This is a genomic window from Mycolicibacterium septicum DSM 44393 (assembly GCF_000455325.1).
Classification (GTDB): domain Bacteria; phylum Actinomycetota; class Actinomycetes; order Mycobacteriales; family Mycobacteriaceae; genus Mycobacterium; species Mycobacterium septicum.
In genome coordinates, this window is the sequence record NZ_HG322954.1 from 98,137 (window position 1) to 110,938 (window position 12,802).

Below are 12,802 nucleotides of genomic sequence, written 5' to 3' on the forward strand. Positions count from 1 at the left end.
CGCGGCCGACTCCTGCAATCCGAACAACGCAATATCGCTCTTGCCCAGATGATCCGCAGTGCCGGCGCAGGTTATCCGGGTGCTTCTCGCGGTGGCGCGATGCCGATGTCGGGCGGCGGCGGGTTCAGTCCGGCCAGCTTCGGCGGCGGTGGGAGCGGAGGCGGTCTTCCTGGACTGTCGGTGCCTCGCCTTACGGGCCTTCTCGGTGGCGGAAATGATCGCACGGCTCCGGCTGGTCGCAACGATTCCCCGCAAGCGCGAGTTGGCTCTGGTGGAGGACCGGCCGCTCAGCAAGCGGTGCGCGCGGCGCTGACCAAGCTCGGCCGCCCCTACGTCTGGGGCGCGAAGGGCCCGAACGCTTTTGACTGTTCTGGTCTTGTGCAGTGGGCATACGCAGAGGCGGGCATCACAGTTGGTCCAGATACCTACAGCCAGATCAAACAGGGCCTACCTGTCGCGCCGGGCGATGTGACAGCTGGAGATGCCATCTTCCCATCGAATTCGATGGACTCTCGCGGCCCCGGGCATGTGATGTTGGCGATCAGCCCCACAGAAGTGATCGAGGCGCAACAAACGGGTGTGCCGATAAAGATTTCGCCGATGCCGGCGTCGTTTATTGCTCGTCGCTTTGCGGCGTGAGACTGCGAAAGGTTTTGCGGCTGCGACGGATCTGTGTCATCACGGCGTATAGCTGGTCTACCACCTCGTCTGATTCGGTGCTCTGTAGGGCGTCGACTAGGCCCGCCGAGAGGACTTGCTCCAGTGCGTTTGTCTGACTGTTGAGTTCGGCGATCACAGCCTGGGCCTCAGGGGCGTTCGCGCTGTAGCGTGCGGCGACGTCGGCGATTGTGGCCGCCATTTCAGTCACACGCAGCGCTACGTTGAGCACCCAACCACTCAACTCACCGCTTGCTGATTGTGTCCGCTCTACTGACTGCAGCGGGGTGGCTGTCGGCACCGGGTGAAGCTTCTGCGTCGGCGCCGGTGCACCTTCATGCAGCATCGCAGTCAACGAGCCCACCGGCCACTCCAGGGCACTCTCGATTTTGCGGCGGTTGGCCATCCACGGCATCTTTTGACCGCGCTCTAGAAAAGCCACGGTGTTGGTGACCACGCCCGCGCGTTCGGCCAGGGCGGCTTGACTGCTGATCCCCAACGTCAGTCGTGCCTCGCGAACAGCGTCCCCGATACGGGCCAATGCTTCCTCGCGCGACTCTTCGCTGGCATTGAGTCGGCCGGCGGGCATCGGTTGACTTCCCTCCTCATCGGCGACGTGACGCGCAGGACGCTGCACGGTTGTCATGAATATAGGCCCCAGTGTGACTGATCTGCAGCAACTCACGACAGCGTGATGATGGATAACCGTCGACATGCCTCCGTGTTGATGACCGTCAACAGCATCATCTTTTTTGGTCATGAGGGCTCGTTGATGGCGACTTTGTGGCGACAAGGCGTGTGTCCGCCGTTGTCGCGGTATGGCCGCCCGCGACGCCGCCTGTTTGCGGTGCACTGGTGTCGAAAAGTGACTGCGGGGGGGTTATATCCGCTGGTTATGAGCGCTTTCTGTATACCGCGCCCGTGATGTCGGTGCTCGCAAGTCGGCTTTGTTGTCACTTGGGCGCTGGGTGTCGTGACAGTCGACATAGACGGATCGCAAAGAAACTAGTGACAACTGTCGTGACTGTGATCTACAGTCAACATCAGTCATCATTTGACTCAGCAGATGTGTACAGAATCTGGAAGGGAAGTACACAACATGCCTCTTAGTGTTGTCGGATCCGTCGCGTCACCCACGACCCCGGAGGGGAGCGACTGGAATCTCTCGGTCGAGCCCAGCCGCTTCTGGATCTACGAAGCCAAGGTTCGGGATTGCGGCATTGCCCCGTATTTCCGCCAGCGCGGCCGGTGCGGGACATGCGGGGCCACCATTGCCGAGGCAGGCTCGGGCTTCTGTGGTGACGAATGCGCACGAGTGTTCGTGGTCAACCACAACTGGGATCTGGCCAGGTTCGCAGCCATGCACCGCGACCAACACACATGCACCCGGTGTGGATGGCAGGCGACATCAGCCGATCCGACTCAAGACCTGGTCGTGCGCCACCTTGAGATTCCCCGCTCGGGCAACGTGCGAGGCCGCGGATGCCACCAACATCTAGACAACCTCGAGACGGTCTGCAGAATGTGCGACGAACTCGACACCTCGGTGGTGACGGTCACCACGATCGACGCACCGCAGGAGCCCATCGATCCGGCGTTGTTCACGACCTCTCCCGCAGTGACCGCTCTGCAACCCCCGCACACCACGATCCAACCCCACGAGCTGGATCCGGGTTTGTGCCGACAGCCCTCCACCGCAGTGGAACCCGAATTCTGGTTCACCACAATCAACCGCCGAGAGGCCCAAAAAATCTGCGCGAGCTGCCCGGTGCTGACCAAGTGCGCCAAGTTCGCCCTCGACATGCGCGTCACCGACGGTGTGTTCGCCGGTGTACCGCTTCCCGGCCGTCGCCACGCCCGCACGTTGCGTGAACGCCGCCAACAACTCCAAGAACTCGTCGACGCCAGCCTTGAGCACGACGTGGCGCACGCCCACGACGATCGCTCCGTCCGGATGGAGCAGGCCGGTGCCTAGCCCGTCGTCCCCGCGTCGCCAGATGCTCCGCGATGACCTGCTTGCTCAGCTCAGAGCGGCAAACAAACCCTTGACGACGCGGCGGCTGCGCGAATTCGCCGCCCCGATTCCTGTCGAAGGCTTCACCGTCCGAGCAGCTCCGCTGCGTGAGCACGTTTACCGTGCGCTGCAGCAGATGCGGGCCGAGAACCTGGTGGAACCGATCGCCTCGTGTGGTCGCGACCTTGCCTGGCAGCTCACCGACGCGGGTGCCGCACGGCAGGAAATCGACACGCTCACAGCTCTGTTTGCGTTGCCTGCGGCCCCGCAGCCGTCAATGCAGCCCAAGGACAAGCCATGACCACCGCGGCCAACCTCCACAGCACCCATTCGACACACGAGACCCTGCCGCCCTACTGGCCTACTCCCATCCGCAACGATCGCATTCCACCGCAACCCCGCCAGCTGCACACCGATCCGCTATGGCGTAACCCGTTCCATCCCAATGGCACTGGGGAAAACTGGCAACACCGAGCAGCCGCGGTCGTGGACTACGCGGTCTGGTTGGCAGGCAGGACTGACCTCATCGCCGCCAGCGCCCAGCTGCGCGGACACGATCTGCACTGCACCTGCGGTCATGATCAGCCATGCCACCGCGATGTCCTGTCCGACCTCGCCGATCCCGACATCCTTGCCGGCCGTCGGCATGGCCACGGCTGGGGGTTGACGGTGCGACGCCCCTGGGCATCCCTTCTGCTCGTGCCACGCGAGCTCGGCGGCAAAACCGTCGAGAACCGCACATGGACAACCTCCTACCGAGGTCCGGTTCTGCTGATGGCCGGGGCCAGAGTCGATGACACAGGGGTCACTGCCGCGCGACGCGCCGGTCTGGACGCTTCGTGGCACACCCGCCAGCAGGGCTGGCTGGGAGCCGCAGTCCTGACCGACATCCACACCGCAACCGGCGACTGCTGTCGACCGTGGGGCGTCGAACCAACGGACGGTTCCCCGGTCTATCACTGGGTATTTCAGCATCCCGCCCGCCTCGCACTACCGGTGCGGGGGACTGGCTTTCTCGGTCTGCGGCGCACACCGTGGAGCAATCTGATCCGCGCAAATGCGTTGCCCACCAGTACTTCCGAATGCACAACAGGGGAGGAGCCGTCGTGACCGCCACGTCCGCATTTGCCAACACTTTCCGGCGACCAACCGCTGCCACGCGCAACCGACACATCACCACCGCCATCATCATGGCGCTGTACGCGCTGCTGGTCCTGTCCGCTGTGTGGCTGACCGTCGTCCAGCCCGAGCCGCCGAGGCTGTCCGCGCAAACCCCGCGGAGCGTCACACCACACCTCGGCGCCGCGGCGAGCATGTCCATCACCTCGGCACCTTCAGGACCGTCCCGTGAGCCCGCGTCGCAGCGCGAACAGCCAGCGTGGCCAGATACACCTGAATTCGACTGAGCACCAAGGGAAGCCATCGTGAGCGCCACCGTAAGCACACCTCACCCCGGCGGTTGGCTGAAGGTACTCCTCTCCGGCCATCCTCACCAGGTCATCACCAACAACAGCGCACCCTATCTGCAACGTTGGTATCTCATCCCGCGCAACCGCTACTGCAACATCTACCTGCACCGGTTCATCGCATCCGACGATCCGACCTGCCATGACCACCCCTGGTGGTTTGCATCGTTACTTTTGCACGGCTCCTACCACGAAATCGAACCCGGTCGTGTCACCACGCGCCACCGCGGCAGCATCGCCGTACGTCGCGCACAGCATCGCCACAGCGTTCGCCTGCCCCGAGACGCCGCGGGCCGAGAAACCCCCTGCCTGTCAGTGATCATCACCGGCCGTCACATACGCGACTGGGGCTTTTGGTGCCCAAACCTCAACGGAACCTACCGGTTCGTGCCCTGGAGGCAATTCGGAGCTGGCGGCTGCGGAGAAAACGGAAGCGAGGCACACTCATGACCCCTCTCACGACGCTGACGCGCGACGACGCGGCAGCAACCAGCGGCGGCCAGCGACCCCCGCGCCGCACGGTAATGACCAGCGACGGTGTCGCCCTGAGTGTTTCGGACCACTGCCGATCCTCGGCCGTCACCCACACCGTTGTTCTCCTACACGGCCTGTGCCTCACCCGGCAATCCTGGTACCGACCAGCGCAGCATTTACGTCGCGGCGACATCAGAGTCATCCAATACGACCACCGTGGACACGGACGATCCGGTGGCGCACCACTGCACACCTACACACCCGACCGTCTCGCTCAGGATCTCGCCGAAGTCCTCACCGCACTGCAGGTCAGCGGACCCCTCACCCTCGCAGGCCACAGCATGGGCGGCATCGCCGCGCTCAGCTACCTCTCGCGGCCCGTCGACCAGCAACCCGTGCGCCCCGCAGGGCTGGTACTCGTCGCCACGGCGGCCGGCCACCTCACCGAGCATGGCCTGGGCCGCCTCCTGGCCCTGCCCGGTATCGACACCGCCATCGGCCTCGCCCAACATGTGCCGCACATCCTCAGTGAACACCTCATGCGCAGCCTCGCACGCCCACTGTGCGAGCTTGTCACCCACGACAAGACCATCTCCGCGTCGCTGAGCCAAGCCTTCCGCTCAACCCCCATATCCACAGCGCTCGGATTCCTACACTCCCTCAAAACCTTCGACCAACGTGACGTGCTGCCAACCATCGCCGCCACCACCACGGTGATCAGCGGGGGAGCGGACATCCTCACGCCGCCGGCACACTCCGAGGAAATGGCCGCCGCCATCAGCGGTGCCACCCACATCCACCTGCCCAACGCAGGCCACATGCTCCTGCAAGAGGCGGCCTCCGTCGTCAGCACCGCCATCCTGCGCACCATCAATCTCCCCGAGGCCATCGAGCAGACGTCAAACCCCCATGCGCTCAACGACATCGCCACGTCAGCCTGACGTGCATCGGTGAAAGGTAAAACCGCACATGACCGCCACGACCTGCAACAGCACTCCAACAGTCCGGCCTCGACCGGTCGAGCCCGCCCCACAGCCACACGCCGCAGACAATCTTGCACTGCTGCTCACCGCCCGTCGTCGTCGACACATGCACCGGACCGCGTGGTAGCCAGATGACTCATCTCCACAGTGACGGCCACACCCACAACCAGCCGCTGACACCCTATTTCCGCGATGAGCAGGTCACGCTCTATCACGGCAAAGCACTCGACGTAGCGCGCCAATTACCCAGCGGCTCAGTCGATTGCATCGTCAGCAGTCCGCCCTACTACAACCTTCGCGACTACGGCAGCGACGGACAATACGGCCTTGAGCCCACTCCCGCCGAATACGTGAGCAACCTGCGCGACCTGTTCACCGAGCTGCGACGCGTACTCGCCGACGACGGCACCTTGTGGCTCAACCTCGGCGATACCTACAGCACTCGCGCCGACGCCTCAGCGGGACCGACCTCTGGGCGTTCCCGCCCCCATGCCATGCCCGGCCGAATCAACACCACCACTACCCTCGGCCGAAAGCAGCTCCTGGGAATTCCGTGGAGAGTCGCGTTCGCGCTGCAAGACGACGGCTGGATCCTGCGCCGCGACATCGTGTGGGACAAACCCAATGCCAAACCCGAAAGTGTCACCGATCGGCCCTCCTCACGTCACGAATACCTCTTCCTGCTCACAAAGTCACCTCGGTACTGGTTCGACCTCGATGCCATCCGTGAACCGGCGCCACGGCGCAACGACGCCAAGACGTGGGCACAACGCAAAGACCTCGGAGAGCCAATGCGACACGGCCGCGGTGGCAAGTCGACCGTGGGAATTGGCGCATTCGCCTCGCCTCCCTCCGGGCGCAACCCCGGCGATGTGTGGTCCATCAACACCACACCTTTTCCGCACGCGCACTTCGCCGTCATGCCGCCGGCCCTGGCTCAGAAATGCGTGACGGCCGGCTGCAAACCCGGTGGCACCGTGCTCGATCCGTGCAACGGGGTAGGAACCACCGGGCTCGCCGCTCAACGCGCAGGGCGCCGCTACATCGGCATCGACATCAAGGCTGACTATCTCGACCTCGCGCTGCGCACCCGCCTGCGCGACGCTGCCTTGGACTTCCACAACGACGCCAACCCGGCCGATACACCTGTATCCCCGAGCGGCGATCACATGTGCCCGCCGACCCTGCTAGACGCCCTGGGGGAGGCGGCATCATGACCGGCCCCCGACCCGGGCCTGCACCGCAGCCACTACGCCACGCCGACTAGCGGCCGCGAAGTTCACCAACGACAAGGAGCCCTACATCCAATGTCTCGGAAACGCATCCACCAACGCAGCGAAGCCACCGAAGCCGACGTTGTCGACGCGCTCACCAGAGACGTCCCTGAGATCGCCTTCGACATCATCCAGATCGTCCGAGTGGCCATCGACGGACGCCAATGCAAAGTAGCGGTGACCACCAAGCAACCCGGCGTGTGCGTCACCGGTGCGTGCGTTGGTGTACGAGGCCACCGCATCCGGACGATCGCCCACGAACTCGGTATGGACAACATCGGAATTGTCGCCTACTCGGCGCATATCGAGACCTACCTCACCAACGCGATCATCGCGCGCGGAGCGCACCCCTTGAGCGTGCACATCATCGATGCACCCGGACAGGTCGCGCGCATGGTGTTCGACGCCGAAGACCGCAGCATAGGCCCCACACAGTTCGCCAGAGCCATCGGAACACGCGGGTCCAACGTGAGGCTGGCATCAGCGCTCACCGGCTGGCAGATCCGACTGTGCACTCCGCTGTGCCGGGATGGGCACTGCCTGCACCCCGGAGCGACATCACTGCGGGTGGCCTCATGACCCCAAGACCAAACGTCAGCACATCGCGTGAAGCGGATTCCGGGACCACTGCGTGGCCCTGCGGATACTGCCGGGTCGACTCAACGGCCCACGTGGGTGATCGGTGCCCGCGCTGTGGCCGCAACAAGCCCCTTCCGTGGTGGAGGATGCAGATACCGACCGGCAACGAACCCGCCGCGCCAAGAAGCCTCGACAGAAGTGCCGCTGCCTCAATGCTGCCCAAATCACATAACGGGCACCCAACACGCCGCGGAGGAAGCGCTGGCCACCCCAGCCGCCACCACGGTCTGATCCAGATGGCACGGTCACAACCGGTTCGGCGGCCGCAATGGTGACCTTCAATCCCCGCCACTCGCTCAACGAGCGGCACACGGAGATACTTGCCGTCTTGTCCAACGCTGGCGAACCCCTGAGCACGAGCGCTATTCGTCGTCAGGTCAACAAGAACCGCACCACCCAATTGGTCGCCGAGCAGGTCTATCGCACCCTGCGCGCACTTCACAGCCGCGGCCACATCCACAGGCTCACCAAAGACGGCACTACCGAAATTTATTGGCAACACGCTCAGCCCGTCGTCAACGACTCCGCACACCCGTCGGCAGCCGACATCACCCAACAATCCTCGGGACCATCACAATGACCACCCCGTACTACCGCGACGACTACATCACCCTGTATCACGGTGACGCACAGGAATTCACTGAGTGGCTTACCGCCGACGTGCTGGTCACGGATCCGCCCTATGGGCGGCGCTGGCGCTCAGGAAGCGGACTGACCAACGCCGACGGTCACGGGCAGCCGCGGCGATGCCACGGAGGTATCGCCGGTGACCGCGACACCGGTACACGTGATGCAGCATTGGCAGCCTGGGGCCCCGGCCTGGCATCGTGTTCGGCGATCTGCTGGTGGCCCAGCCCCGCAACGCAGTCCAGTGCCTCATCTACGCCAAAGCGGCCGACGCGGGAATACGCGGCGCCCGAGGTGGATTTCGCCGCGACGTCGAAGCCATTTACCTCACCGGTCCTTGGCCCTCCGCTGTCGGCGGGCGCACAAGTGTGCTGACCAGCCGGTCATGGGTAGCCGGCCCGTCCTCACCGGCCTACCGCTACGGCCACCCTCATGCCAAACCGCTCGACCTGCTCGAGCAGCTCCTCTTGTTCGCCCCGCCAGGGGTGGTCGCTGACCCTTTCGCAGGGTCAGGAACGACCCTGGTGGCCGCCCGCAACCAGGGCCGCGGGGCAATCGGCGTCGAGCTCGATGAACGCCACTGCGAAACCGCAGCGCGGCGGCTCGATCAAATGTGCCTGCAATTGGACTTCCCGCACCTGAGCGGAACACCAGAACTTCTATCCCACAACGATATTCGCCACGCTCAGGAGGTCTGACCGATGCCAGCCATTGCCTTGCTCCCGTACCCGTCGTCGTGCCGGATATGCGGACATCCGATCCGTTCGACTACCTCCTACGTCGCCGTGCCGGGCTCCCACCACGCGGCCTTCCCGCCCCGACTCGAAAACACCGCCCAGACACGGTGCCCTGGGGGCTGCGGACGCACAGTCGCCGATGCCGACCACCCGTGTGACCGGTGCTGGGACCGTCTTCCGGCCGCGCTGCGCCGCGGGCTGCTGCTGTCGCTGGCCGGCCTCGAGGTGAACACCGCGCGGATCGACGTCGCTGCCTACTTTCGCAATCACGCCGCGCCGCAGCCCGACCCCATCGACTAGCTGGCTGCGCCACTCCCGCGCTTACCAAACGGTCCATTTGAAACGGAGCACAGAACCGATGGCGACGACGATACCCACCCCGTTCTTCGTAGACGGCGACGTGGTTGACGATGTCCACACCCCAGAAGCTCAACAGGCACTTAGCCGAGCGAAAGCCGCCCGGCACCGACCGCTGTGCCTGTGCCAGTCCCCAGGGGTGGAGATGTACATCGCCGCAGCCGGCCACAACCTCATCGTCAAGCGGATGCCCGGAACGGCCGCTGCCCACGACCATCGGTGCCGCTCGTGGTTGCCGCCCGACGAACTCTCGGGCTATGGAGCTGTTGCCGACCAATCAATCGTGGACAACCCTGCCGACGGCACCACGGCCCTGCGGCTGGGATTCTCACTGTCGAAGGCGGGCAACCGGTCTGCCCCCGAACCATCCGGGTCGCCGTCAGACACCGTTCAAAGCGACGGCAACAAGCTGTCGCTACGAGCTGTCCTGCACTACCTGTGGGACGAGGCAGAACTGACAACGTGGCACGCGGCATTCACCGGACACCGCTCCTGGGCAGTCGTTCACCAACGTCTGCGTGCAGCCGTCGACGGCAAGCTTGTCCGAAAGAACCCCCTCGCCCCGTCTCTGTTTGTGCCCGAGCCGTTCTCGGCAGCCCGCAAGACAGAGATCGAGCAGCGCCGGATCAAAGCATGGGCACCGGCGCGACGTCAGCCCGGAAAGACCGCCAGACTGCTCATCGGGATAGGGGAGATCAAGGCGATCGAGCCAGCCAACCACGGATACAAGATGCAGGTCCGGCACCAGCCCGGGCACCCCTGGTTCCTCGATGAAGACTTGCACCGCAAGCTCACCAAACGCTTCGCCACCGAACTCGAACACTGGCAGATGGCCGAAGCCGGCGAAGTGCGCCTGCTAGCGATCTGCACGTTCTCGGTGTCGCGTGCCGGATACGCCAACGTCGAACAACTGTCACTGATGACCACCGATCATAACTGGATCCCGTTCACCGGCGACGCCGACCGCACCTTGCTCAATACCGCCATCGAGCAGGAGCGCTCGTTCCGCAAAGTGCTGTCGTACAACGGCAGCGCAACGACCATCGCCTCCCTCATCTTCACCGACACCACTCCAGCCGTCGCCGCCTTCATCGACCGCCCTGCCGCCACAGAAGCCGACGGTGATGACTCGATAGCCGGCCTGCCGGTATGGAACTGGCGCACCGACGAAGACATGCCGGATCTGCCATCACCAATGCACTAACCCACCAACATCCCGCAACCCCTTATCGGCACACGACCACAGGAGTGACAACCATGACCACCGTTCATCCGCCATTAACCGCCGAGGACTTCGACACGGAGTACGACGCCGAGCACCGCTACATGTTCATCGAGCACGAAGACGGCGACATGCTCTACACCTACGGACACGACAGAGACGAAGAATTCGCCCGACAAGCAAACGAATTCGACATCGAGCTCTACGGCCGCGACGCCGACGATGCCCAGCTCACCGCTGACGACGTACACCATCGATGGGCGGTCCTGATCGCGCCGAAGCCTGAGTGGCGCTTCTGGATTGATACCGACACCGGCGAAGACATCAAAGAGAGCACGCCCGGCGCATTCCCGATCTCAGTGATCTACAGGTAATTGGCTGCCCCACAACCGAACACAACCACCGTCGTCTGCGACGCACAGGAGAAGCCATGCAGCCCGCATTGATACCTCAAATGATCACGTTCGACACCGAGAACGACCTGGAGAGCTACGTCGAGAAGATGAACCAGGCAGGCATCAGGCCCGACCTCGGCATCGTCGACGCCAACGGCGTCCAAGTGCTCGCCTGCCGCACCGCACCCGGCGGCGACGGATACGACTTCGTCTACTACGCACCGAACGAAGAAGACGGCACCTTTCACTGCTGCGGCTGCAGAGAGTGCGACCCGCGAACATGCCAATACCGGCACACCAACTGGCGCCCAGTGCTTCCCGTCGCCGCCCTGGCGGCGTTCGACGTGACCGCCTGCGTGTGCGTATCCGACGGCAATCACACCGACTGCCCAGTGCACCCGAGCTGACAATGGAGGATGAGCAATGAACGAACTGATCAACGATGAATTGATCAACACTGTTGTGAAGTCGCACGAATGGGCGCTTTACGCGCTGATGGCGTTTCTTCTAGTCGCGCTGGGCGTCTTGCTCCGGCGCTACGGCCCGCCCGGTGGCGACGAATAAAAACCAACCGGGCGGCCAGCGCATCTAGCCAGTCATTCCGACCCTGTAGCGACCGAGCTCATGCGCCAGACCCCGCCCACACCATCAAGGAAGGAACCGTCACCCATGCACACCGACACCCGCACCGTAGCGCCCCGCACACTCTGCCGGAGGCTGGTGCTTGCCCTACGTCGCGACCCACTAGCACGCGTCGTCGCCCCCGCTGACGCCATTCGCATGGCCGACCAACTGCTTACCCGCACAACCATCTCCGACCCCGGCAGCAGGCTCTGGTGCAGCATCGCTTTGGAACCGCTGGCAAGTCTCATTCTTGCCGCCTCCGCAGGCGGGGCCGGACAGGGCACGCAGTGGGTGCGCGCCACTAGCGCCACCCTTCACGGCGCTGACCGCGACGACGCCGCCTGGGACGCCGCCCAAAGGGCATGCAGCCAGCGCCGAACCAGCGAGCCGATGCGCACCGCGCTTGCTCGACTGCGGTGCATGGACGCACGACAGCGCCGAAGCGTCACCAAAGTCATGGTCAACGCAACAAACCCGGCCAAACTCCCGCGGGTGCACCGGTCGGTGACATGACACCTGACCAGTCCCGAGCGGCCGCGGCGCTGGCCCGACGTAAGGCCATCGCTGAACGCAACTGGCGGCGCTATCTCACCGCCCTCGGTTACCCGGATCCCGACACCATCGCCCAGGAGAGGACAATATGGCAGGCAAGCGCGCATCAGATCCGAACCAGCCGGATCTGTTCAGCATCCTCGACGGGGAAGGCAGCGGTGACCAGCCCGGAGATACGCGAGATCGTGGACAACATCTACGACGAGCACCTGACGTTGCCGACCCAGTGGACCCCGCAACAGCGGGACCAGTTCCTGGAGGCCGAAGCCAGCCGGATCAGCCGCCAGGTGGCGGAGGTGGCCGCGCAGATGGGCGAGCAGGCAGTGCGGCAGTGGCAGACCGAGCACGGCCAGCACCCGGACTACCTGACCAAGGTGGGCCTGCTCAACACGACGCGAGCACAGGCGATGGAGATCGTGCTCAGCCAGGAACTCTACGAGAAGATTCCGCAGAACGACGAGTCGAGCGAGCTACCAGCCTCACAGACGATGCTGCAGGATCGTCTCCAGGTGCCGTGGCAGCAGCGATGGACTCACAGCGCCTTGCGCATCGAGCCGAGCGAGCAGATCGAGGGCCTGGTCGCGGAAGTGTGGCCGGCCCCGGACTTCTCGGCGGTCTTTCGGATCAAGGCGGGCTATCTGCTGGCGGCCCGCGCCGAGGAATACCTGCCGCTACCCAGCCATCCCGACGACCCGCTGGCCGCGACACTGGCCCCGTTGATCCTCGCCGATCTGCGCCACGACGGTCTGCCCGAAAGGTAGCCGCACAACCGTCGCTGTTC

18 protein-coding genes are annotated in these 12,802 nt (G+C 64.2%); 17 read left to right on the top strand and 1 reads right to left on the bottom strand.

Translation table 11 applies throughout. From position 1 onward, the window contains the following. Positions 1–639, top strand: a 639-nt coding sequence (locus tag TX88_RS33645) for a C40 family peptidase (protein ID WP_167333318.1), incomplete at its 5' end; no start/stop codon positions are given. Here TX88_RS33645 and TX88_RS31835 read toward each other — a convergent pair. Beyond that, entirely contained in the window at positions 614–1,417 is an 804-nt protein-coding gene (locus TX88_RS31835; protein ID WP_131814118.1) for a helix-turn-helix domain-containing protein, read from the bottom strand. The genes TX88_RS33645 and TX88_RS31835 overlap by 26 nt on opposite strands. Before the next feature lie 762 nt (positions 1,418–2,179). On the opposite strand from TX88_RS31835, the gene TX88_RS34430 reads away from it, so the two are divergent. The 16 genes from TX88_RS34430 to TX88_RS31915 all read left to right on the top strand — a co-directional run bounded on the left by TX88_RS34430 (position 2,180) and on the right by TX88_RS31915 (position 12,782). Next, positions 2,180–2,632 carry a WhiB family transcriptional regulator gene (locus TX88_RS34430; RefSeq protein WP_162563249.1) on the top strand — a complete coding sequence of 151 codons (453 nt, stop codon included), beginning with the start codon at positions 2,180–2,182 and terminating at the stop codon, positions 2,630–2,632. Positions 2,633–2,654: 22 nt separating this feature from the next. Further along, a complete protein-coding gene (locus TX88_RS31845; protein WP_044524591.1) occupies positions 2,655–2,972 on the top strand; it encodes a hypothetical protein in 318 nt (105 codons plus the stop codon). Beyond that, positions 2,969–3,781, top strand: coding sequence for a DUF4326 domain-containing protein (locus TX88_RS31850; RefSeq protein WP_044524593.1), 813 nt, complete (start codon positions 2,969–2,971; stop codon positions 3,779–3,781). Before TX88_RS31845 ends, TX88_RS31850 begins: the two co-directional genes overlap by 4 nt. Beyond that, positions 3,778–4,077: a hypothetical protein gene (locus TX88_RS31855; RefSeq protein ID WP_044524596.1), complete on the top strand. Its 300-nt coding sequence runs from the start codon at positions 3,778–3,780 to the stop codon at positions 4,075–4,077. Before TX88_RS31850 ends, TX88_RS31855 begins: the two co-directional genes overlap by 4 nt. An 18-nt stretch (positions 4,078–4,095) precedes the next feature. Then, on the top strand, positions 4,096–4,587 hold the full coding sequence (locus TX88_RS31860; RefSeq protein WP_049925622.1) for a hypothetical protein: 492 nt from the start codon (positions 4,096–4,098) through the stop codon (positions 4,585–4,587). Then, positions 4,584–5,552: an alpha/beta fold hydrolase gene (locus TX88_RS33650; RefSeq protein WP_074415847.1), complete on the top strand. Its 969-nt coding sequence runs from the start codon at positions 4,584–4,586 to the stop codon at positions 5,550–5,552. Before TX88_RS31860 ends, TX88_RS33650 begins: the two co-directional genes overlap by 4 nt. 173 nt (positions 5,553–5,725) lie before the next feature. Next, the gene (locus TX88_RS31870) at positions 5,726–6,811 is read left to right on the top strand and encodes a DNA-methyltransferase (RefSeq protein ID WP_065053549.1); all 1,086 of its coding nucleotides are present in this window, start codon (positions 5,726–5,728) and stop codon (positions 6,809–6,811) included. Positions 6,812–6,901: 90 nt separating this feature from the next. Then, positions 6,902–7,447: a hypothetical protein gene (locus TX88_RS31875; RefSeq protein ID WP_044524597.1), complete on the top strand. Its 546-nt coding sequence runs from the start codon at positions 6,902–6,904 to the stop codon at positions 7,445–7,447. A gap of 328 nt (positions 7,448–7,775) precedes the next feature. Continuing rightward, positions 7,776–8,087 carry a winged-helix domain-containing protein gene (locus TX88_RS31880; RefSeq protein ID WP_044524598.1) on the top strand — a complete coding sequence of 104 codons (312 nt, stop codon included), beginning with the start codon at positions 7,776–7,778 and terminating at the stop codon, positions 8,085–8,087. Positions 8,088–8,334: 247 nt separating this feature from the next. Further along, a complete protein-coding gene (locus tag TX88_RS31885; protein WP_244438728.1) occupies positions 8,335–8,832 on the top strand; it encodes a DNA methyltransferase in 498 nt (165 codons plus the stop codon). Positions 8,833–8,835: 3 nt separating this feature from the next. Then, entirely contained in the window at positions 8,836–9,171 is a 336-nt protein-coding gene (locus tag TX88_RS31890) for a hypothetical protein (RefSeq protein WP_131814116.1), read from the top strand. A gap of 58 nt (positions 9,172–9,229) precedes the next feature. Further along, complete coding sequence (locus tag TX88_RS31895) at positions 9,230–10,432, top strand: DUF1173 family protein (RefSeq protein WP_044524601.1); 1,203 nt, start codon at positions 9,230–9,232, stop codon at positions 10,430–10,432. Positions 10,433–10,485: 53 nt separating this feature from the next. Then, the gene (locus TX88_RS31900; protein WP_044524603.1) at positions 10,486–10,824 is read left to right on the top strand and encodes a hypothetical protein; all 339 of its coding nucleotides are present in this window, start codon (positions 10,486–10,488) and stop codon (positions 10,822–10,824) included. 56 nt (positions 10,825–10,880) lie between these two features. Then, on the top strand, positions 10,881–11,252 hold the full coding sequence (locus TX88_RS31905; protein ID WP_205841413.1) for a hypothetical protein: 372 nt from the start codon (positions 10,881–10,883) through the stop codon (positions 11,250–11,252). Between the two features lie 16 nt (positions 11,253–11,268). Next, positions 11,269–11,409 carry a hypothetical protein gene (locus tag TX88_RS34435; protein ID WP_162563250.1) on the top strand — a complete coding sequence of 47 codons (141 nt, stop codon included), beginning with the start codon at positions 11,269–11,271 and terminating at the stop codon, positions 11,407–11,409. Between the two features lie 569 nt (positions 11,410–11,978). Continuing rightward, positions 11,979–12,782 carry a hypothetical protein gene (locus tag TX88_RS31915; RefSeq protein ID WP_234792987.1) on the top strand — a complete coding sequence of 268 codons (804 nt, stop codon included), beginning with the start codon at positions 11,979–11,981 and terminating at the stop codon, positions 12,780–12,782. The last annotated feature ends 20 nt before the right edge of the window (positions 12,783–12,802 follow it).

What these genes read in the sequence shown, in the direction of transcription:
- TX88_RS31915 (WP_234792987.1), top strand. Translation starts at nt 11,979, where the DNA reads ATGACACCTGACCAGTCCCGAGCGGCCGCGGCGCTGGCCCGACGTAAG.
- TX88_RS34435 (WP_162563250.1), top strand. Translation starts at nt 11,269, where the DNA reads ATGAACGAACTGATCAACGATGAATTGATCAACACTGTTGTGAAGTCG.
- TX88_RS31890 (WP_131814116.1), top strand. Translation starts at nt 8,836, where the DNA reads ATGCCAGCCATTGCCTTGCTCCCGTACCCGTCGTCGTGCCGGATATGC.
- TX88_RS31875 (WP_044524597.1), top strand. Translation starts at nt 6,902, where the DNA reads ATGTCTCGGAAACGCATCCACCAACGCAGCGAAGCCACCGAAGCCGAC.
- TX88_RS31895 (WP_044524601.1), top strand. Translation starts at nt 9,230, where the DNA reads ATGGCGACGACGATACCCACCCCGTTCTTCGTAGACGGCGACGTGGTT.
- TX88_RS31870 (WP_065053549.1), top strand. Translation starts at nt 5,726, where the DNA reads ATGACTCATCTCCACAGTGACGGCCACACCCACAACCAGCCGCTGACA.
- TX88_RS31905 (WP_205841413.1), top strand. Translation starts at nt 10,881, where the DNA reads ATGCAGCCCGCATTGATACCTCAAATGATCACGTTCGACACCGAGAAC.
- TX88_RS34430 (WP_162563249.1), top strand. Translation starts at nt 2,180, where the DNA reads ATGTGCGACGAACTCGACACCTCGGTGGTGACGGTCACCACGATCGAC.
- TX88_RS31850 (WP_044524593.1), top strand. Translation starts at nt 2,969, where the DNA reads ATGACCACCGCGGCCAACCTCCACAGCACCCATTCGACACACGAGACC.
- TX88_RS31835 (WP_131814118.1), bottom strand. Translation starts at nt 1,417, where the DNA reads ATGACCAAAAAAGATGATGCTGTTGACGGTCATCAACACGGAGGCATG.
- TX88_RS31880 (WP_044524598.1), top strand. Translation starts at nt 7,776, where the DNA reads ATGGTGACCTTCAATCCCCGCCACTCGCTCAACGAGCGGCACACGGAG.
- TX88_RS31845 (WP_044524591.1), top strand. Translation starts at nt 2,655, where the DNA reads ATGCTCCGCGATGACCTGCTTGCTCAGCTCAGAGCGGCAAACAAACCC.
- TX88_RS31900 (WP_044524603.1), top strand. Translation starts at nt 10,486, where the DNA reads ATGACCACCGTTCATCCGCCATTAACCGCCGAGGACTTCGACACGGAG.
- TX88_RS33650 (WP_074415847.1), top strand. Translation starts at nt 4,584, where the DNA reads ATGACCCCTCTCACGACGCTGACGCGCGACGACGCGGCAGCAACCAGC.